This is a genomic window from Erwinia pyri (assembly GCF_030758455.1).
GTDB classification, from domain to species: domain Bacteria; phylum Pseudomonadota; class Gammaproteobacteria; order Enterobacterales; family Enterobacteriaceae; genus Erwinia; species Erwinia pyri.
In genome coordinates this window covers 2,677,715-2,700,228 of the sequence record NZ_CP132353.1, presented here as the reverse complement: position 1 = coordinate 2,700,228, position 22,514 = coordinate 2,677,715, and the positions used below count along the sequence as shown (strand labels likewise).

Below are 22,514 nucleotides of genomic sequence, written 5' to 3'. Positions count from 1 at the left end.
GAAATGTGATCCAGTGCAACCTGTTAAACCAAGACCTGTGATGAATGGTGAAATTGCTGTAACTACTGTGTTAAATCGTTTGTGCCAAAAAGCGGTTTGCGGCAGGATACCCCGCGCTAAGCCAGCAGTGGCACCGCGACGTTCCAGCGGTGCATCCCCTAAGCTCTGGCGGTGCGCATTAATTATAATAAGTGGAGAACCTGAATGACTGTAAGTACACCAATGATGGTGACCTTTTGCGTCTATATCTTCGGCATGGTGCTGATAGGTTTAATTGCATACCGGTCTACAAAAAACTTTGATGACTATATTCTGGGTGGCCGCAGCCTGGGCAGCGTGGTGACGGCGCTCTCTGCCGGCGCTTCCGATATGAGCGGTTGGCTGCTGATGGGGTTGCCGGGCGCTATCTTCCTCTCCGGGATTTCAGAAAGCTGGATCGCCGTTGGCCTTACCATCGGTGCTTATCTTAACTGGAAAATTGTCGCGGGCCGCCTGCGCGTGCAGACAGAACACCACGATAATGCGCTGACTTTGCCAGACTACTTCTCCAGTCGGTTTGAAGATAACAGTAAAATGCTGCGCGTCATCTCTGCGCTGGTCATTCTGGTGTTCTTCACTATCTACTGTGCTTCCGGCATCGTGGCGGGCGCACGTCTGTTTGAAAGCACCTTCGGCATGAGTTATGAAACTGCGCTGTGGGCCGGGGCTGCTGCAACCATCCTCTATACCTTCGTTGGCGGCTTCCTGGCAGTAAGCTGGACCGATACCGTACAGGCCGGGCTGATGTTCTTTGCGCTGATCCTGACGCCGGTGATAGTGATTTTTGCCGTAGGCGGACTCAGCGACTCGCTGCAGGTGATCCAGGCGAAAAGCATTGAAAACATGGATATGCTTAAAAACCTTAACTTCGTGGCGATTATCTCTCTGCTGGGCTGGGGACTGGGCTATTTCGGGCAGCCGCACATTCTGGCGCGCTTTATGGCGGCGGATTCACACCGCTCAATCCGCTCTGCCCGCCGCATCGGTATGACCTGGATGATCCTCTGCCTGTTGGGTGCCGTCGGCGTCGGCTTCTTTGGCATCGCCTACTTCCAGAACCACCCGGATCAGGCGTCCGGCGTCTCGGAAAACGGCGAGCGTATCTTTATTGAGCTGGCCCGCATTCTGTTCAACCCGTGGATTGCCGGGATCCTCCTGTCAGCCATTCTGGCGGCGGTGATGTCAACCCTTAGCTGCCAGCTGCTGGTCTGTTCCAGCGCGCTGACGGAAGATCTCTATAAAAACTTCCTGCGTAAAAATGCCTCTCAGCGCGAGCTGGTATGGGTAGGGCGCCTGATGGTGCTGCTGGTGGCGGTCATCGCCATTGCCCTGGCGGCCAACCCGGATAACCGCGTGCTGGGCCTGGTCAGCTATGCATGGGCAGGCTTTGGTGCCGCTTTCGGTCCGGTTGTGCTCTTCTCCCTGATCTGGAAGCGCATGACCCGCAACGGCGCGCTGATTGGTATGATTGTCGGTGCGGCGACCGTGCTTATCTGGAAGCAGTACGGCTGGCTGGATCTGTATGAAATCATCCCAGGCTTCCTGTTTGCCAGTCTGGCGATTGTGATTGTCAGCCTGATGGGCCGTGAGCCTTCTGCTGCGGCACAGCAGCGTTTCGACGCGGCTGAAGCGGAATACAACGCAGATTAATCGCGTTTTTTGCCCGGGCGGCGCTCTGTCGCCCGGTTACTGCTTTGCGGGTCGATGACCCATTTCGCCCGGCATATCCTCAAATCTTTTCTGGTACTGACTGAACCACGCCTTTTTATTCCCGGAACCAGCGCACGCCTGCTCGCAGAATGTGAAAATAGTCGCATCTGCTCTTGTGTTTTTCTTGCCGATAATGATAATCGATATCGTTTTGATTTACGTTTCTTTACCGTAGCTGAATGGCTTAACTCTTTGAGGTCCTGAACATGTTCGTTCCCTTTCTCATCATGTTACGTGAAGGGCTGGAAGCTGCGCTGATTGTCAGCCTGATTGCCAGTTACCTGAAGCGGACCCAGCGCAGTGAGTGGTTTGGTGCCATGTGGGTTGGCGTGTTTGTTGCCGCTACCCTCTGCCTGGGCGTGGGCTATTTCATCAGTGAAACCACCGGTGAGTTTCCGCAGAAAGAGCAGGAGCTGTTTGAAGGGATCGTGGCGGTCATTGCCGTTTTTATCCTGACTTACATGGTGTTCTGGATGCGTAAAGTCTCCCGTAACGTCAAGGCTCAGCTGGAAGATGCAGTGGATAATGCATTGCAGAAGGGAAAAAGCAGCGGCTGGGCGCTGATCGTGATGGTGTTTCTGGCCGTAGCGCGTGAAGGGCTGGAGTCCGTCTTCTTCCTGCTTGCCGCTTTCCAGCAGGATGTGGGCGTCGCACCGCCGATTGGGGCGATCCTCGGCCTGGCTACTGCCGTGGTTCTGGGCATGCTGATCTATTGGGGCGGCGTACGTCTGAATCTGGCTACCTTCTTCAGGTGGACCAGCCTGTTTATTCTGCTGGTCGCCGCTGGACTGGCGGCGGGCGCTATCCGTGCTTTTCATGAGGCGGGATTGTGGAATCATTTCCAGGCGATCGCTTTTGATCTCAGCAATACCCTCTCAACCAGCACGCTGATTGGTACGCTGCTGGAGAGCATGCTGGGCTATCAGGAATCGCCAAGCGTCAGCGAAGTCGCGGTCTGGTTTATCTATTTAGTTCCCGCGCTGCTGCTGTTCTTTATGCCGGTGCGTTCTCAGGCTGCTGCAATGCACACCACGCGTTAAGCCTTTGTCCGTGCCTGACTGCGGGCACGTTAACTTTTACAGGGATATTTACTATGACTCCAGGTTTTCGCCAGCACGCGCTGGCCGCACTCGTTACTCTGATGGCTGGCTCTGCGGCGGCTGCAGATATTCCCCAGGTTAAAATCAGCGTTAATGACCGTCAGTGTGACCCGATGACGGTCACCGTCAATGCCGGTAAAACTCAGTTCATTATTCAGAACAACAGCCAGAAAGGGCTGGAGTGGGAAATTCTGAAAGGGGTAATGGTGGTGGAAGAGCGTGAAAATATCGCGCCTGGCTTCACTCAGAAACTCACGGCCAATCTGGAAGCGGGCGAGTATGAGCTTACCTGCGGCCTGCTGAGCAACCCGAAAGGCAAGCTGATTGTAAAAGGCGCCAGCGGCCCGTCAGACGGCAAGCCGGATCTCCTGCAGCTAGCCGGCCCTGTTACTGACTACAAAACCTACGTCACGAAAGAAGTCGCGGAGCTGGTCGCCAGCACTAAAGCGTTCACGGATGCGGTAAAAGCAGGGGACATTGAGAAGGCGAAAGCGCTCTATGCGCCAACCCGCCGCCACTACGAGCGCATCGAACCGATCGCCGAGCTGTTCTCAGACCTGGACGGCAGCATTGATGCTCGTGAGGATGATTACGAGAAGAAAGCGGAGGATCCTAAATTCACCGGTTTCCACCGGCTTGAGAAAGCGCTCTGGGGCGACAACAGCACCAAAGGCATGGAAAACTATGCGGTGCAGCTGAACAGTGACGTGCTGGATCTGCAAAAACGCGTCGATGAACTCGCCTTCCCGCCGGGTAAAGTGGTAGGCGGCGCTGCCGGTCTGATTGAAGAAGTGGCCTCAAGCAAAATCTCGGGTGAAGAGGATCGTTACAGCCGTACCGATCTGTGGGATTTCCAGGCAAATATTGATGGCGCACAGAAAATTGTGGAACTGCTGCGCCCCATGCTGCAGAAGGCCGATGCGCCGCTGCTGGCGAAGATCGAGGCCAACTTCAAAAAAGTGGACGCTATTCTGGCAAAATACCGCACCAAAGAAGGGTTTGAATCTTACGATAAGCTGACTGATGCTGACCGCAATGCGATGAAAGGCCCAATCACGACGCTGGCTGAAGATCTTTCTAAACTGCGCGGAACACTGGGACTGGATTAACTGTAGATGGCAAGGCAACCTGTTGACGACGCGGCGATGCCGTCGCGCCGTCGTTTATTAAAAGGCATGGGCATCCTCAGCGGTGCCCTTGCCGTGGCTGGCGGCTGTCCGGCTCATGCAGCCCGAGACGACAAATCCTTCTCGCCGGGGGCGTTATCGCCCACTGCCCGACAGGAGGCGCAACCGTTCTACGGCCTGCATCAGGCAGGCATTACCACCCCGCAACAGGCCGCGATGATGATCGTCGCCTTTGACGTGCTGGCTGGCGATAAAGCGGATTTGACGCGTTTATTCCGGCTGTTGAACGATCGCATCGCCTTTCTTACCCGGGGCGGGAAAGCGCCGCTGGTGAGCAATCCTCGTTTACCGCCAATGGATTCCGGCATTCTTGGTGAGGAGATCTACCCCGATAACCTGACGATAACGGTCTCCGTGGGCCATTCGCTGTTTGACGATCGCTATGGCCTTCAGCCGCATAAGCCGCACAAACTGCAGGCAATGACCCGCTTCCCCAACGATTCGTTGGATGCCAGATTGTGCCATGGCGATCTGCTGCTGCAAATCTGCGCCAATACCAACGACACGGTGATCCATGCCCTGCGGGATATCATCAAGCATTCGCCCGATTTACTCAGCGTGCGCTGGCGTCGTGAAGGATTTATCTCTGACCATGCTGCGCGCAGCAAGGGTAAAGAGACGCCGATCAACCTGTTAGGCTTCAAGGACGGAACGGCAAATCCCGATACCAGCAATCAACCTCTGATGGACGACATTCTGTGGGTAACAGAGGGGCAGGGTGAACCCGCCTGGACAGTGGGAGGCAGCTATCAGGCCGCCAGAATCATTCAGTTCCATGTTGAGTTCTGGGACCGTACGCCGTTACGGGAACAGGAGACCATCTTTGGTCGGGTCAAAAAGAGCGGCGCACCGTTAGGCATGCAAAATGAGCATGATCTGCCTGATTATGCCAGCGACCCCGACGGCAACGTCACGCCGCTGGATGCGCACATTCGTCTGGCCAATCCGCGGACGCCGGAAACGCAGAGCAATTTAATGCTGCGGCGCGGCTACAGCTATTCGCTGGGCGTCTCTAATGCCGGTCAGCTTGAGATGGGTCTGTTATTTATCTGTTATCAGCATGATTTAGAAAAAGGTTTTCTTAGCGTGCAAAAAAGACTGAACGGTGAGGCGCTTGAGGAATACATTAAGCCCATTGGCGGAGGCTATTTCTTTGTGTTGCCCGGTGTTCCTGACGATAAGCATTATCTCGGTCAGTCTTTACTGGAAGCCTGAAGGTTAACGCCTGCGCCTTCTGCCTCCTGATGAGGCGGAAGGTTGTTTTTTAATCAATATAGCCGCCTGCCTCTTTTCCCTGCTTTTCTCCACACTTTTCTGAATCAGATTAATGATTAAAAAATTTATAACCCAATGAATAACAATAAGAAAATTTTAATTTTTCTGCGCCTGCTGGCAATTAATCCTGAGATTGCTACGCTTGACATAAAATAGATGTTGCTTTCGAACTGAGGTTTGTAGCACTTTATTAACAGCGGTAGAAAGAAGTGTTGTCAGGTTCACTACGGAGATCGCGAATGGTAAAGTCCTTTAACGGACATCAGTATGACAAAAAAAGTTTCGCTGCTTTATGCGAGGGCGATTCTTCCCCAACAACTTTCTCAGTTTTCTATTCTAACGGCCAACTCACAATAAATTCCAACCGGTGCACAGCTGCGCTTATGCCAGGCTATGCGCCTAATCTCTGGCCAGACAAGGCTTAAAAGGAAGCCACCGAAACCTCTAAAGCGTTCACGTAATCGCATCGATTTCCGATGCGGGAAATGAAACCAACTGTAAGGTGTCACTATGGGAAGACAGAAAGCAGTGATCAAAGCTCGTCGTGAAGCAAAACGTGTGCTTCGTAGCGATTCACGCAGTCATCGTCAGCGTGAAGAAGAATCGGTCACCTCGCTGGTGCAGATGGGTGGGCTGGATTCAATCGGGATGGCGCGTGATTCGCGCGACTACACCCCCATTGAAGCCCGAAATGAAGCTCAGGCGCACTATCTCAAAGCCATAGAGAGCAAACAGCTGATCTTCGCCACCGGCGAAGCGGGCTGCGGTAAAACCTGGATCAGCGCAGCGAAAGCGGCTGAGGCCCTGATTAATAAGGATGTTGACAGGATTATTGTTACGCGTCCGGTGCTACAGGCGGATGAGGATCTGGGCTTCCTGCCCGGGGATATCTCCGAGAAGTTCGCGCCTTATTTCCGGCCAGTGTATGACGTTCTGGTTAAACGTCTCGGTTCTTCCTTTATGCAGTACTGTCTGCGTCCCGAAATCGGCAAGGTGGAGATTGCTCCCTTCGCTTATATGCGTGGACGAACGTTTGAAAATGCTGTGGTGATCCTTGATGAGGCGCAAAACGTCACCGCCGCCCAGATGAAGATGTTCCTGACCCGCCTCGGGGAAAACGTCACCGTGATCGTCAATGGCGATATCACCCAGTGTGATTTGCCGTCGCACGTCCAGTCAGGCCTCAGCGATGCCTTAGCTCGCTTCGAGGATGATGACATGGTAAGCGTGGTGCGTTTCGGTAAAGAAGATTGCGTCCGCTCACAGCTCTGCCAGCGTACGCTGCTTGCTTACGGCTGACCGTAAAAACCTGACCAGGCCCGGATGAAAATCCGGGCTTTTTTATGCAAAAAAAAGCCCGAACTTTCGTTCAGACTTTCTTTTTAACGCAAAAAAAAAGTCTGAACTTTCGCTCAGACTTTCTCTTTAAATATGGCGGTGAGAGAGGGGGATCACGAGGCACGTCCATGTGCCTCGCCTTTCAGGCAGCAGAGCTGTGCAAAACGGCTCTCCTGCCGTTTTGTCGAACCCTGTCGAGGCTTCTCACCCCTCTCTCCTGATTTACATGCAAAAAAAAAGCCTGAACTTTTGTTCAGACTTTCTCTTTAAATATGGCGGTGAGAGAGGGGTTCGAACCCTCGATACGTTGCCGTATACACACTTTCCAGGCGTGCTCCTTCAGCCACTCGGACACCTCACCGTATTGTTTTACTGCATCGGCCCAGGGGGCGACGGGGCGCTACTATAGGGAGTAGAAGGCGTCCGGTCAAGCATATTTTTCTTTTATTCTATCGGCTTAAAGGGTGGGCACAGCGCTTGTCCAGCAGAGCGTGCGGCAAACCGTTGTCATCATACAGAAATGCCTCTGACACAAAACTATCATGGTTGTGTCGCAAACTGGCTCCCTGAAATCTTTAGCAAAACTTCATCATGGAGCGTCGAGTTAATGAAATATAAAAGCCTGTTTACCCTCTCCCTTATCGCTACGGTCATCTCCTCCACCGCCTTGGCCGATGTGGCAGCCTACAGCCGCGCCGCACAAGGTGATATCACGCAGCCTGGCGGTGCACGCCGCCTCACGGGTGACCAGACTGAAGCGCTGAAAGCCTCTCTGAACAGTAACAGAGCCAAAAACGTTATCCTGCTGATTGGGGATGGCATGGGGGATTCAGAGATCACTGCGGCACGTAACTATGCAGAAGGGGCGGGCGGTTTCTTTAAGGGGATCGATGCGCTGCCGTTAACGGGCCAGTACACCCACTATTCGCTGGATAAGAAGACCCACAAGCCTGACTACGTGACCGACTCTGCCGCTTCTGCCACCGCCTGGAGCACCGGCGTGAAGTCTTACAACGGCGCGATTGGCGTGGACGTCAACGGCAAAGATCACCCCACCATCATGGAAATGGCGAAAGCAGCCGGGAAAGGTACCGGCAACGTCTCGACAGCAGAGCTTGAAGACGCCACTCCAGCCGCGCAAATTGCCCATGTCACCTCACGTAAGTGCTACGGCCCGGAAAAGACCAGCGAACTTTGTGCTGCCAATGCGCTTGAGAAAGGCGGTAAAGGCTCTATTGCCGAGCAGCTGCTGAATGCCAGAGCGGACGTGACGCTGGGCGGCGGCGGCAAAACCTTTAGCGAAACGGCTAAGGCGGGTGAATGGCAGGGCAAAACCCTGCAGGAGCAGGCTAAGCTGCGCGGCTATCAGTGGGTAAGCGACCTGAACGGCATGAATGGCGTCACTGAAGCCAGCCAGGACAAACCTGTGTTGGGCCTGTTTGCGCAGGGAAACATGCCTGTGCGCTGGAAAGGGCCAAAAGCGACTTATCACGGCAACGTTGAGGGCAAACCCGTGACCTGTGAAGTTAATAATGAGCGTCCCGCTTCCACACCAACGCTGGCCCAGATGACCGATAAGGCGATTGAGCTGCTGAGCAAAAATGAGAACGGCTTCTTCCTGCAGGTAGAAGGGGCTTCAATTGATAAACAGGATCACGCTGCCAACCCATGCGGACAGATTGGTGAAACGGTCGATCTGGATGAGGCGGTGCAGCGGGCGCTGGAATTTGCCCGTAAAGAGGGTAACACGCTGGTGATTGTGACCGCTGACCATGCGCACTCCAGTCAGATCGTCGCCAATGACAGCAAAGCACCCGGACTGACCCAGACGCTGACTACCAGAGAGGGCGGCCTGATGACCATCAGCTACGGCAACTCAGAGGAAGATTCGCAGGGGCATACGGGCACACAGCTTCGCGTTGCGGCTTATGGTCCTCACGCCGCCAACGTCGTAGGTCTGACCGACCAGACTGACCTGTTCTATACCCTGAAAGCAGCGATGGAAATTAAATAACGATTTAAAAGTGTGGGGAGCTGGTTGTGCTGAAGATCGGCTCTCCTTTTAAAATCATTAATTCACCTGGAACTGAGCCGAAAGGTTTTTAATCAGCCCTGCAATACTCCCGTTATCTTCTGTTGCGCCTGTTTCTGCTAACGCTGTTCCACTCCTCTACAGTCAGAACTTGCTGATGAAGCCTGACGCTGTGGAAATCATCATGTTGGTATTCAGAATCTTTTACAGCGAACACATTAACAGATCCCATCACGGAACGTCCTGTTCCTGCCTTTTAACTGGCGATATATCAGCTGAAGTTAAGCAGATCGTTTATTAGCGGTTTCACTTAAACGCGCGTTCCGCAAAGAGGATTTGTATTAGCCGGGGATAATCGAATTCCTTAAGCTAAATTTCAAAATATATATCATTTTCTCTGATTAATTGGGTGGTTTCTTATTGTTTGCAGGTCACATTTTGACATAAGATCCTTACAGGATATTTACAGATTAGCGCGCTTATCATGATGATGAATTACCGTGTAGGGAAACTGTGGCTGGGGCTTTTTTTCTTTTGTGTAACAGGGGCAAATGCGGCTCCGTTAAGCCCGGCCGATCGCGATCAGCTGCAAACAGAGCAGCAGAATATATTACAGAACAATCAGCTACAGCGTGATGAGCTGCAGCGCACTTTGCAACCTGAAGTTCCAGATAAAGTTACCAATAATCGGGAGGCTGGCCCCTGCTTCCTTATCAAAAAGATCGTTATTAATAACGCTTCGTTATTTTCCGCAGCTGAGAAAAACAGACTTAGCGCGCCTTTGCTGGGCCAGTGTATAAACATGGCGCAGATTGAAAAGTTAACGCACGATATATCTGACTGGTATCTCTCCCGTGGGTACATTACCAGCAGAGCGTTTATTCCGGAACAGGATATAAACAGCGGCGTTTTAACTCTCTCCGTACTGGAAGGACGTTTACAGCAAATACGGCTGGATAAGAGTTCTTCAACTCAGTTGAAAATGGCTTTCCCACACCTGGAAGGCGGCATCCTTAACCTGCGTGATATTGAGCAGGGGATGGAGCAAATTAACCGTCTCCGTACTACGCCGGTTCAGATTGAGATCCTGCCGGGTGATAATCCTGGTTATTCCATTGTTAATCTCACAGAGAAGCCTGAATTTCCTCTCTCCGCTGCCCTCTCCTTTGATAATAGTGGACAGAAAAGCACCGGGGTGGGGCAGATGGCCGGTTCGGTCACCGCTAACAATCTGCTGGGGATTGCCGACCAGTGGTTTATCAGCGGCGGACGCAGCAGCGCTTTCTCCTCCTCCCGTGATGCACGCAATCTGCAAACAGGCGTCAGCGTGCCTTATGGCTACTGGCTGATGAATTACAACTACAGCTGGAGCGACTATCGCAACCGCTTTGAAAATAATGGCTTCAGCTGGCTCTCTCATGGCGACAGTCAGATCCACCGTGCCACCGCATCCTGGGTCGCCTTTCGTAACGGCCAGAGTAAAACGGCGTTAGTAGCCGGACTGGATCACCGTATCAGCCGCAACTGGCTGAACGACACCCTTCTTCAGAGCAGCAGCCGCAAACTGACCAGCCTGCAGTTCGGCGTTAACCATACGCAGAAAATTGCCGGAGGCGTTGCCACCTTTAACCCGATGTTCAGCCATGGCGTCTCCTGGCTGGAGGCAGAGAGCGACAGCGGTAAAAGCGACGATCTGCCCAAGGCTGATTTTCGCAAATGGAGTCTGAGCACCAGCTTCCAGCGCCCGCTTAACCAGGACCTCTGGTGGCTGAGCAGCGCCTACGGCCAGTGGTCGCCCGACCGGCTGTATGGCAGCGAGCGCCTGACTATTGGCGGCGAAAGCTCGGTTCGGGGATTTAAAGAACAGTACCTCTCCGGCGATAACGGCGGCTATTTGCGTAATGAGCTTAATTACGCCTTATTCACGCTGCCTCTGCTGGGACAGATTAATGGTTTGTTGGCGCTCGACGGCGGATGGCTGGAGAGCGACCGCTACGATCGTGAATCCTCGGGCACTTTATGGGGAAGCGCAGTAGGGCTTACTTCAGGTAACCGTTATTTCGCCACGCAATTCACTTTAGGCGTGCCGGTGAAATATCCCGACTCGCTTGGACCCGATCGTCTCTCCGTTTATTACCGTGTTTCTCTGGTCTTTTAAAAGGCAATGATTATGGAAAATCGACTTCATCCACTGCGCACTTCCCAACGTCTGCTGAGCTACCTGGTCTGTGCGCTGATTGCCTGGCAACCGCTGTTGCCGGCCCTCTCAGCCACCATGACCCCCGTTACCGCAGGGACCAGGCTGGATAAAGCAGCGAACGGTGTACCGGTAATTAATATCGCCACGCCAAACGGAGCAGGCATTTCCCATAATCAGTTCAAAGAGTACAACGTCGGGAAAGAAGGGGTAATTTTAAATAATGCCACCGGCCAGCTGACGAAAACGCAGCTCGGAGGATTGATTCAGAACAACACCAATCTGAAGGCGGGGCAGGAGGCCAGAGGGATCATCAACGAAGTGACCGGCGGCAGTCGTTCACAGCTTCAGGGATATACCGAAGTGGCGGGGAAAGGCGCCAACGTTATCGTTGCTAACCCTTATGGCATCACCTGTAACGGCTGCGGTTTTATCAACACGCCCATCGTGACGTTAACCACCGGTAAGCCGCAGCTCGACGCTAAAGGTAATCTGCAGGCGCTGGAAGTGACCCGGGGAACGATCACCGTTGAAGGGCAGGGGATTGATGCCAGCCAGTCGGATGCGTTGTCCATTATCTCCCGCGCCACCGAGGTCAATGCCGCTATCCATGCCCGCGATTTAAAGGTGATTGCCGGGGCTAACCGTGTCGCGGCGGACGGAACTTCTCAACCTATTGCGGGGGAAGGCGCGGCGCCACGTGTTGCGGTGGATACTGGCGCGCTGGGAGGAATGTATGCCAACCGTATCCGGTTAGTCTCCAGCGAAAAGGGCGTTGGGGTTAACCTTGGCGATCTGAATGCGCGTCAGGGGGATATTTCTCTTGATGCCAGCGGGAAGATTACGCTGAACAAAAGCCTCAGCAGCGGTGCACTGGAGGTCACAGGGCAGAGCATCGTCCTGAACGGCGATAATAAATCTACAGGCCCGGTAGCGCTGAAAGCAGAGCAGGATATCACCCTGGCTGCAGGCACAGTGGTGAGTGATCAGGCAATCAGCCTGACGGGTAACGGTAAATTGGCTGTCAGCAGCAGTAAGCTGACGGCGGGGAAAACTATCCAGCTCAACGGCGGCGATCTCTCGGTTGATAAAGCCAGTACGGCTAACGCCGCGGGTGATATCCAGCTGACAGCGCAAAAGCAAATTGATAATGCTGGTCAGCTTACGGCTGGCAAAGGCCTGACATTAAAGGCGCAGCAGGCGCAGAACAGCGGTGCGCTGGTAGCCAAAGCGGCTCAGCGTATTAATGCGGATGCCCTGACCAATAACGGTCAACTGGTGGGCGACAGCCTGAGTGTCACCACCCACACGCTGAACAACAGTGGGGAAATGCTGGGGGGCGCGCTCGCTGAGATCAACACCGATCGTTTCCAACAAAGCGGCACGCTGAACAGCCAGGGCAGTACGAAAATCACGGCAGCTGATTTGCTGGATAACAGGGCGGGCGGGGCAATCACCGCTAAAGAGTCGCTGGCAGTAACCAGCAGCAGGCTGGTTAACCAGGGGACGCTCTCAGGACCAACGTTGACGATCAACAGCGCTCAGATTGAGAACAATGGGCTGATTCAGGGAAGCGATCTGTTAGGGATCAGCAGCAGTCAGCTGACAAACCAGGCGCTGGGCACCATCACCTCTGCACATGACTTTGCCCTTAATCTGCCCGATCTGCAGAACAGCGGCTTAATAACCAGTGACGCTGCGCTCGCATTCAGCGGAAACCGTCTGGTTAACGCGGGTGAAATCAGTGCCGCCAGCCTCACTGCCAGCAATAACAGCCTGATTAACCAACAGGATGGCCTGCTGCTCTCTGATGCGGGCATGCAGCTGAACCTGCAGCAGCTCAGCAATGATGGACAAGTGGTGGCCAGCGCGCTGGAGATTAATGCCGCCGGACTCGACAATAACGGCCTGCTGCAGGGCAGCGGGGCAGTGCGCGTCAGCGGCGAGAACCTGAATAATGCCGGGACTTTGCTTAGTGGCGGGCAACTGGCGCTGCAGGCGAGCGCGCTTAATAATCAGGGATTATTGCAGGGGCGGCAGCTGACGCTGAAGTCCGGGAGCTGGCAAAACAGCGGCAACGCGCTGAGTGAAGATGAGGCGGATTTACAGGCAGGCAGCCTGAATAACTCGGGTAAGATCCTTGGACAGCAGGGCATTCAGCTACAGACCGACGCCACTGATAACCAGGGCTGGCTGATTGCGCAGGCGCTGACGCTTCAGGGCGATCTGATCAACAGTGGCCTGATCCAGGGTAATGACTCGTTGACGCTTGGCGGTAACAGTTTGCGTAATCAGGCCGCAGGCCAGTTACTCAGTGCTGGTGCGCTGACCCTTAACGGCACAACGCTGGATAATCTGGGCGCGGTAGAGGCCGATCGGATAGCGTTGACGGCGCAGAACTGGCAGAACGGTGGCAACACACGGGCTTCGTCACAGCTCAAAGTGCAGGTTGCCGATAGCTTCAGTAACAGCGGCAGCCTGCTGAGCGGGCAGGAGCTTACTCTGCAGGCCAGCGATATCCTTAATCAGGGCACGCTTGCGGCCGATCGCCTGAGCCTGAGCGCACCGCTGTTAATCAACGGCGGGCTTTTACAGGGCAACAGCGAACTGACGCTGAACACCACTTCTCTCGCTAACCAGGTTGCCGGAAAACTGCTTGGCGGCGGCCCGTTAAACCTGATGCTGGAGCGGCTGGATAACGACGGGCTGCTGCAGATTAACGATGCGCTGAATATTACCGGCAACCAGTTCACTAACAACGGACGCGTGCAGGCTGACAGCCTCGTTACCCATCTCAGTGACACGCTGACTAATGGCTCTGGCGCACAACTGCTGGCGCAGCAGCAGGCGGATATCAACGCCCGTAACCTGAATAACAGCGGTACCGTTGCGGCAAACCAGCTTAAGGTGAGTGGCGAAGAGTTAATAAACAGCGGCCTGCTTCAGGGTGATGAGTCACTGGTTGCCCACTTCCAGCAGCTCGGCAACCAGGCGGGCGGACGACTCCTTAGCGGGGGTGAACTGACAGTAACAGGCGGCAGCGCCAGCAATGACGGCAGCTGGCAGGGCGACCGGCTTGGCTTTGACCTGACCACGCTGGGTAACCGGGGCGCAATTACCGGAACCCGTTCCCTGCATGGCAGCGCCAGCAGTGAACTGAACAACATCGGTACTTTGCTGAGTCAGGGAGCCGCTGACTTCTCTGCGCCACTCTTGCTGAACAGCGGCAAAATTATCGCCAGCGGCCTGACGTTGCAGGGCGGTACGCTGAATAACAGCGGCCTATGGCAGGGCAGTGACTCGCTGACTGCCCAGGCGGATAGTCTTACTCTTGGCCTGGCAAGTAAAACTCTCTCAGCCGGTGCATTATCGCTTACTGCCGGACAGCTCACCACTTCCGGCACGCTACAGGGAGAGAGAGCGGAAATCACGGCAGATAGCTGGCAGCAGCAGGGATCTGTTCTGGGCAGCGGTGGGCTTACCGCCAGCGTAAGCGGAGAGCTGCGTAATACCGGCGAGCTGTTAAGTCAGGGTGAGGTGCAGATCGGCGCTCAGACCCTGACCAACAGCGGCTCTCTGCTCAGCAATCAGGCTGTGATGCTGACGGGATCCAGGTTAACGAACAGCGGCGCCGTACAGGGAAAAACGCTGACGCTGAGCCAGGCAAATGTGATCAATCAGGGCAGCCTGATTGGATTACAGGCGCTGACGCTGGCCGCACTGCCGCAGACGGCAGGCAGCGTGCTCAGAATGGCGCTGGCTGCACCAGTGCGTGAGCTGGTGAACAGCAGCGGAGGATCGATGCTGACCCAGGGCACGCTGACGGTTAAGGGTGGCACTATAACCAATAACGGCAGCTGGCAGGGAGAGCAGATCCTGCTGGAGGCAGAGCAGCTGATCAACAACGGCTCTATTCAGAGTGCCGATGCTCTGCAACTGACTCTCTCAGATAAACTCACTTCGAACTCGGGCAGTAAAATCACCGCTAACGGTACGGCAGCCCTGCAGGCTCTGGCGCTGACCAATCAGGGGCAGTGGATGGCTAAATCGCTGACGCTGACGGGTTCCACACTCAATAATAACGGTGACATCAGCGGCGTTGACTCACTGACGGTAAAGTTGAACGGTGGCTTTACGCAGCAGCAGAACAAAACGTTGCTCTCGGCAGGAAAGCTGGCGCTTGAGGCCGCCTCGGTCACTAACTCCGGCAACATTCAGGGCCAGGAGCTGACCCTGACCAGCGGTGCGGTGAATAACAGCGGCCGTCTGCAGGGCGATAATAACCTGCTGATGACGCTCAGCGGGCGCCTGACCAATAATGCCTCCGGCACGCTGCTCAGCCAGAAGGGGCTGACGTTAACTACGCCGGAACTCTATAACTACGGGCTGATCCAGAGCGGCGCTACCAGCACCATCAAAGCCACCGGCCTTGCCACCAATAGCGGCAAGTTGCTTTCTGGCGGCGAACTGACGTTCAACACGCCACAGCTGACAAATAGCGGCTGGCTACAGGCTACGCGGCTTATTTTAAATGCGGCAAACGCGGCAAACAGCGGGACGCTGCTGGCGGATCAGCAGGCGACGCTGAGCGGCACCACGCTGACCAATCAGGGAACCGCTCAGGCAGCCAATCTTACTGTCAATTATCAGCAGCTCACCAACAGCGGCACCCTGCTGGGAACGCAGCAGCTAAACGTGACAGCGTCACAAATTAACCAGCAGGCGGCAGGTAAACTCTTTAGCGGCGGTACGCTGGTAGTTAACAGTAATGGATTCGATCAGCTCGGTCAGGTAGTGGCGCTGGGCGATGCGACGCTGAAAATCATTAACGCCTTCACCGCAAAAGGTGTGCTTGCTGCCGGCAATCGTCTCAGCGTCAGCAGCAACGGCGCGCTGGAAAACCAGGGCACCATGCAGGGGCAGGCGCTGACAGTCAGCGCTGGCGGCATGCTGACTAACAACGGTCAGCTGACCAGCGGCAGCGGTGACAGCAGCCTGAGCGGCAGCGGCATCGTCATGAACGGTAATGGCAGCCTGCAGGGCGGCGGCAACCTCACGCTGACCAGCCGCAGCGACGTCACGCTTAATGGTTTTACGGGCACGCGTGGCAGCCTGACGATCAGCACCCCAGGCAGCCTGGTAAACGCGGCGCTGCTCTATGCGGCTAATAATCTCTTCCTCTATGCCAACAGCATTCAGAACAAGCGGGGCGATATTCTCGCTGGCAACAACCTGACGCTTCAGCGGGACGCAGCGGGCAACGCCAATGGCGAAGTGGTTAACACCTCAGGCACCATTGAAACGCAGAATGGTGATATCAACATCAAGACCGGGCATCTGTTGAATACCCGCGACGGCTTACACGTTACGGAGAGCACTACTTCCGCGCCGACCCGCGCTGGCGTGGGCGATACCACGATGAAAATCACCATCTGGGATCTGGCCGTGGGGGATTACGGGTATTACACATCAGTCACCAAAACCCCGGAACGTGAAATCGGCGGCGCTAACGGATGTGATTGTACCGTTGGGGGAAATATAGTCAGGAAAGATCTTTACGCCCCTACAGAAGAAGCCGCTACTCAGAGATTTGCGCTTTCAAGTTCCACAGTAGAAGTGGTCAGTAACGGCGGGGCGGGTCGTATCTCATCCGGCCGGAATATGGTTGTCCAGGCGGGGAGTCTGGAGAACCAGGCCAGTAACGTTCTGGCAAAAGGCAATATTACCCTTTCCGGTAACCAGTTAAACAACCAGTCCTGGCAGGCTGGCACCCAGAGCGATTATCTCGTCTATCAATATAAGGGGGCCTTAGCCACCGGCACCATTGGTGAAGAGAGAACGCGTAACGCAACCAAGGGCAGCGAATTTACCTACTATCTTACCGGGCATGAAAATGTATTTACTCCTGGAGAGCTCTACCGCGCCGTAATTCAGGCGGGCGGCAATATAAGCGCCAGCTTCAGTGGCGATATCAGCAACAGCAACACTACGGCCAATGCGGGATGGAGCGGCAACACCCTCGCTGCGCCAACGGTCAACGGCCTTAAATCAGTAAGCCAGTCGGGCGCGCTTCAGCGCCAGCAGTTATCTGCTTCAGGCTACGCTGCCGTCAACACACCGCAGTGGCACGATCGGTTGCAGGATGCTTTGCGCCAGGTAAACAGCGCCACCGGCCTGGAAGCGGCACCTTCATTACAAACAGCCCTGACCGATCGTTCACTCACTGGAAAAGAGAGTGCGGATCTGGGGAAAAATAGCTCCCTCGCTGATATTCGTTCCGGCACTCAGGGTGCGTCTGGGTTACAGACTCCTCAGGCCAGCAGCGTTGATCTCAGCGCCTACCCGCTGCCTTCCGGGGCCAATGGCTACTTTGTCGCGACCACAGACAGTAAAAGTCCCTATCTGATCGCCGTAAACCCTAAGCTTAACGGCCTGGGGGAGCTGGACCCCAACCTGTTCGGCGATCTCAATGCGCTGCTGGGCATCCATCCTGCTGCCGCCCCGCAGGAAACCCGCACGCTCTATACCGATGAAAATGCCTTCCTCGGCTCATCCTATCTGCTCGATCGCCTCAGCCTGAAGCCGGAGTATGACTACCGTTTTCTGGGGGATGCCGCCTTCGATACGCGCTATGTCAGCAACGCCGTCCTTAACGGAACGGGCAATCGCTACATCAACGGTCTTGGGTCAGATCTGGATCAGATGCGTTACCTGATGGATAACGCCGCAGCCACGCAAAAATCGCTGGGGCTGCAGTTTGGCGTGTCGCTCAGCGCCGATCAGGTTGCCTCACTGGATAAGAGCATTATCTGGTGGGAGGCCGCCACGGTTAACGGCGAGACGGTGATGGTGCCGAAGGTCTATCTCTCGGCTAAAGATGCCGATCTGCAACAGGGCAGCGTAATTGCCGGCAATAACGTTACGCTTAATGGCGGCAACGTCACCAATAATGGCAGCACCATCGCTGCCCGGAATGCGCTGAAGGTAGACAGCCAGAACTCACTCAGTAACCTCAGTGCGGGCCTTATCCAGGCGGGCGGTGACCTGCAGCTGAGCGCGCTGAACGACATCAATAACGTCAGCTCAACCATCAGCGGTAAAACCGTGGCGCTGGAAAGCGTTAACGGAGATATCAATAACCTGACGACTTCCCAACAGTGGCAGCTTGATGCCCACAATAGCAAGGGCATGAATCTCTCATTCAGCGAAACGTTGAATGGCGCCACCGCGGCCATCACTGCTTCAGATTCGCTGAGCCTGAAAGCAGGCAACGATATCAACGTTACCGCCGCCACGCTGAGCGCCGGAAATAACCTGCTGATGGATGCCTGGCATGATATTGCCATTGCTGGCAACCAGCAGGTGGAGGGGGGCGCCCAGTCGGGCTTCAAAAATGGCTGGCAAAAGAAAGAGGCAACCTCCTCGCTCACAACCACTACGCAAGGCAGCCAGATTTCCGCAGGGGCGAACCTCGCTATGCAGGCGGGTCATGACCTGGACGTTACGGCCAGTGCCGTCAGCGCCGGGGGTAACGCCACGCTGGGTGCGGGCAATGATATCAACCTGAACAGTGCAGCCACAACGCAGAACAGCCAGCACGGCAAAAGTGAATCGCATGCCAGCGGGCTGGATCGCACCACGTTAACCAGCGGCAGCGATCTGGTGCTTGCCGCCGGTCGCGATCTCAACAGCGATGCGGCCGGCCTGGCGGCGGAGAAGAATATTGCCCTGCAGGCAGGACGCGATCTTAATCTGCTGGCGGCAGAAACCAGCTCCGGCAACAGTTATAAAGCCGGTAAAAAAGTGGAGATCAACGATTCTGTACGTCAGCAGGGTACGGAGTTAGCCAGCGGCGGTAATACAACACTCGCCGCCGGTCGGGACATTAACAGCGAGGCCGCACAGGTTAAGGCCAGCAAGGATATCGCCGTCACGGCCGGGCAGGACATCAACCTGACAACCGCAACCGACAGCGATTACCACTACAAAGAGGAGACCAAAACCAAAAAGAGTTTCCTGAAAAAAACCACCACGCACAAAGTTGAAGAGAAGAGCAGTACAACTGAACAGGGAACGTTACTGAGCGGGAAAAACGTCACCCTGAATGCCGGTAATAACCTGCTGGTGAAAGGCTCTGCCGTGGCGGGTGATGAAGATGTCTCGCTTAAAGCAGGCAACAATGTGGATATCGTTGCGGCGACTAATACGGACGCCAGCTGGAGTTTAAGCGAGAAGAAGAAAAGCGGCCTGATGAGCAGTGGCGGCATCGGCTTCACTATCGGCAGCACCAAAACCCGTCAGGAGCTGAAAGAGAAAGGATCCACGCAGAGTCAAAGCGGCAGCATGGTTGGCAGCACCGGCGGCAATCTCACGGTAACGGCTGGTGGAGTGGCCCACGTTGGCGGCTCCGATTTGGTGGCAGGGCGGGATCTTTCTCTGACCGGCGACAGCGTGGTGATCGACCCGGGCCATGACAAACGCACCAGCGACCAGCTGTTTGAGCAGAAATCAAGCGGGCTGACCATTGCCCTCTCCGGCGCGGTGGGCGGTGCGGTCAACAGTGCGGTAACCACGGCGCAGACCGCCAGTAAGGAGAGCGATGGCCGTCTGGCGTCACTGCAGGCGACCAAAGCGGCACTGTCGGGCGTGCAGGCGATGCAGGCTTCCCGGATGGATGCTGCTAAAGGTAACGATCCTTCCAACAATAATGCCATCGGGATTTCTGCGACCTACGGGTCACAGTCTTCAAAATCCACTACCCACAATGAGCAGGATCACACCGCCGGAAGCACGCTGAATGCAGGAAATAATCTGACGATTGCGGCGAACGGCAACAAAGCCGGTGCGCAGAGCGGCGACATCACCATTGCAGGCAGCCAGCTCAAAGCCGGGCAGGACGTTGCGTTAAACGCCTCACGCGATATCAACCTGCTCTCTGCTCAGGATACCGACCTCACTACCGGCAAAAATGAGAGTAAGGGCGGTACGCTGGGAATCGGTGTGGGCGTGGGATCGGGCGGCTGGGGTATAACGGTTTCCGCCAGCCTTAACCGCAGCACCGGGAAAGAGAAGGGCAACGGGGTCAGCCAGAACGAAACCACGCTGGATGCGGGGCATCAGCTGACGCTGACCAGCGGCCGCGACACCACGCTGGCTGGCGCACAGGTCAGCGGTGAGAAAGTGGTGGCGGATGTCGGGCGCGATCTCACGCTGAGCAGCCTGCAGGACAGCAATAATTACGATTCCAGGCAGACCAGCGTCAGTGCGGGCGGCAGCTTTACCTTTGGTTCGATGACCGGTTCGGCTTATCTCAGCGCCAGCCGCGACAAAATGAAGAGCAATTACGATTCGGTAATCGAGCAGACGGGCATTTATGCCGGTAAAGAGGGCTTTGATATCACCACGGGCGGACATACGCAGCTTAACGGCGCGGTGATTGCCTCCACGGCTGGGGCGGATAAGAACCGTCTCGACACCGGTACGCTGGGGTTCAGTGATATCAGTAACCGGGCGGACTACAAGGTTGAACATCTGGGCGGCAGCTTCAGCACAGGTGGCGCGGTTGGCAGCCAGGTACTGGGCAACATGGCCTCTTCGCTGCTCAGCGGACTGGGTGCGAGCGGCCATGCTGAAGGAGTGACGCGCGCGGCGGTATCTGACGGCACGCTGATCGTTCGTGACCAGGCGGCGCAGAAGCAGGATGTCAGCACGCTGAGCCATGACACGGCCGGAGCCAACGGCAGCATCAGCCCGATATTCGACAAGGAGAAAGAGCAGAAGCGGCTGCAGATCGCGCAGCTGGTGGGTGAGGTTGCCACCCAGGCGATGGACGTGGCGCGGACGGAAGGAGATATCCGCGCCACCATCGCGGGCAAGGCGCAGCTGGCGAAGGAAAATATCCATGAACCTGCTGCGGGCGCACCTGAGGGTGAGTGGGCTGATTACAACGAGAAGCTGCAGAACAGCAGCGATTACCGGAATACGCAGGCTGAGTGGGGAACCGGCAGCGACATTCAGAGAGGGATCCAGGCGGCAACGGCGGCGGTACAGGGTCTGCTGGCGGGTAATGTGCAGGGCGCCGCAGCGGGCGCAGCCGCGCCTTATCTGGCGGGAGTTATCCACGACATGACCACCACGAAAGGCCCGGACGGCAAAGACGTGGTGAACGTGGAAGCCAACCTGATGGCGCACGCGGTGGTTGGCGCTGTCACGGCTTACGCGGCGGGCAACAGCGCGCTGGCGGGCGCGTCGGGCGCGGCGATGGGCGAGTTTATTGCGCAGCAGCTTTATCCCGGCGTTGAGCATGGTAAACTCAGCGAGGAGCAGAAGCAGAAAATCAGCGCGCTGAGCACGCTGGCTGCAGGACTTGCAGGCAGCCTTGCCTCCGGCAACATGAGCGGCACGGTTGCCGCTGCTTCAGCCGGGAAGAATGCGGTTGAGAATAATGCGCTAAAGGTTAATGAAAACCAGGACCGGGCCAGAGAAATGACCCAGTGCCAGGGAGATGCCTGCAGCGCTGTTATTGAAAAATATAAGAAAATAAATGCTGAACAGCATGAAAGCGTTGTGAACTGCTCTGGTGCTCAGGATTGTGTTGATAAAGCAAATGAAGTTGGCCAGTTGCAGGCTGATTATGCCAGGCGTACCAGTGAGTTGCTGGAAAAGGCGCGTACTGATGGAGGTCTGAGCCCGGTAGAACAGAATGAACTTTCGATCCTTCAGGTGACGACGATTCAGCTTGAGGCAGACAGAAACGCCGCAATTCATAACGCGCTGATGTCTGGTGATTCATCTGAGGCGAAGCAGCTTGCGATAAACTCGCTGGCCCAAGTAGCTGGAACCAGTGCTGCTGGGATAGCAACAGGTATTGGAAAGGGTAGTAAAGCAGGAGTGAATGAAACATCGGCAACCGGACAAAGTAGTACTATTGTTCCTGGTGGCGGGTTGGCAGCTCATGAAAAAGCAGGCGGTCATTTGATTGATCGACATGTAGGAAAAACTGAAGCGGAGTTATTTGATAGAGTGTCAACAGGTAATACAAAAACAGCATCGACATTTACTGATAGAGCTACAGCAGAAACTGTGGCAAGCAAAGCCGTTGATAGCAATCAAGCGAAAATCCAGAATTATTTATCTGGTAGCCAAAAGGGTTACTTAGAACTTGATTATCAATCTTCCTCTGCTATCGGTATTAGTGTTACTCGCGGCTCAACAAGTGCTGTACCCGCTAAAAATGCCAGAATTATCATTGGAAGAGATCCTTCAATGCCTGGTGGATATAAAATTATCACTGGATATCCAACGCCATGAATATTAATGAAAAATACCCTTCACTGTCATACCTGTTAAGGTGTTATTTTAACCAGGATTTTGAGGTGTTATTTGGTAATGCAGATGAAACATTGGCAGCTTATAAAGCTACTGAGACTGCGGAAGAACGGTCGCAGATGAAAGCTGAAATAGATTATCTGTTAGCTCTTTCTCTCTCAGATGATGAATTGCAGGACATACTGCTTAACAAAATTGATTGTGGTTATTATTACCCTAATGAATGGTCTTCATCTGAAGAATGGTTGAAACATATAAGTAAGCAAATGAACTAAAATATCCCGGCCACCGAGCCGGGATTTTACCAT

General features: G+C 55.0%; 9 protein-coding genes and 1 tRNA gene. 9 read left to right on the top strand and 1 reads right to left on the bottom strand.

Translation table 11 applies throughout. The features are described 5' to 3' along the window. Positions 1-204: 204 nt before the first annotated feature. From putP to phoH, 5 genes are all read left to right on the top strand, one after another. Positions 205-1,689: a sodium/proline symporter PutP gene (gene putP, locus Q3V30_RS12575; RefSeq protein WP_306206124.1), complete on the top strand. Its 1,485-nt coding sequence runs from the start codon at positions 205-207 to the stop codon at positions 1,687-1,689. A 266-nt stretch (positions 1,690-1,955) separates the two neighbouring features. Beyond that, positions 1,956-2,789 carry an iron uptake transporter permease EfeU gene (gene efeU / locus Q3V30_RS12570; RefSeq protein WP_306206123.1) on the top strand — a complete coding sequence of 278 codons (834 nt, stop codon included), beginning with the start codon at positions 1,956-1,958 and terminating at the stop codon, positions 2,787-2,789. 53 nt (positions 2,790-2,842) lie between these two features. After that, positions 2,843-3,958 (top strand): iron uptake system protein EfeO, encoded by a 1,116-nt coding sequence (gene efeO, locus Q3V30_RS12565; RefSeq protein WP_306206122.1) that lies wholly within the window; start codon positions 2,843-2,845, stop codon positions 3,956-3,958. Between the two features lie 6 nt (positions 3,959-3,964). Next, positions 3,965-5,251, top strand: a complete 1,287-nt coding sequence (efeB, locus tag Q3V30_RS12560) for an iron uptake transporter deferrochelatase/peroxidase subunit (RefSeq protein WP_306206121.1) — start codon at positions 3,965-3,967, stop codon at positions 5,249-5,251. Positions 5,252-5,821: 570 nt separating this feature from the next. After that, positions 5,822-6,610 carry a phosphate starvation-inducible protein PhoH gene (gene phoH / locus Q3V30_RS12555; RefSeq protein ID WP_306206120.1) on the top strand — a complete coding sequence of 263 codons (789 nt, stop codon included), beginning with the start codon at positions 5,822-5,824 and terminating at the stop codon, positions 6,608-6,610. A gap of 312 nt (positions 6,611-6,922) precedes the next feature. Here the strand turns inward: phoH and Q3V30_RS12550 are convergent. Beyond that, positions 6,923-7,010 (bottom strand) — tRNA-Ser (locus tag Q3V30_RS12550). Positions 7,011-7,256: 246 nt separating this feature from the next. On the opposite strand from Q3V30_RS12550, the gene phoA reads away from it, so the two are divergent. The 4 genes from phoA to Q3V30_RS12530 all read left to right on the top strand — a co-directional run bounded on the left by phoA (position 7,257) and on the right by Q3V30_RS12530 (position 22,481). Further along, positions 7,257-8,663 carry an alkaline phosphatase gene (phoA, locus tag Q3V30_RS12545; protein ID WP_306206119.1) on the top strand — a complete coding sequence of 469 codons (1,407 nt, stop codon included), beginning with the start codon at positions 7,257-7,259 and terminating at the stop codon, positions 8,661-8,663. 505 nt (positions 8,664-9,168) lie between these two features. Next, positions 9,169-10,839, top strand: coding sequence for a ShlB/FhaC/HecB family hemolysin secretion/activation protein (locus Q3V30_RS12540; RefSeq protein ID WP_428979263.1), 1,671 nt, complete (start codon positions 9,169-9,171; stop codon positions 10,837-10,839). Positions 10,840-10,851: 12 nt separating this feature from the next. After that, a complete protein-coding gene (locus tag Q3V30_RS12535; RefSeq protein ID WP_306206118.1) occupies positions 10,852-22,188 on the top strand; it encodes a hemagglutinin repeat-containing protein in 11,337 nt (3,778 codons plus the stop codon). Next, positions 22,185-22,481: a contact-dependent growth inhibition system immunity protein gene (locus Q3V30_RS12530; RefSeq protein ID WP_306206117.1), complete on the top strand. Its 297-nt coding sequence runs from the start codon at positions 22,185-22,187 to the stop codon at positions 22,479-22,481. Before Q3V30_RS12535 ends, Q3V30_RS12530 begins: the two co-directional genes overlap by 4 nt. The last annotated feature ends 33 nt before the right edge of the window (positions 22,482-22,514 follow it).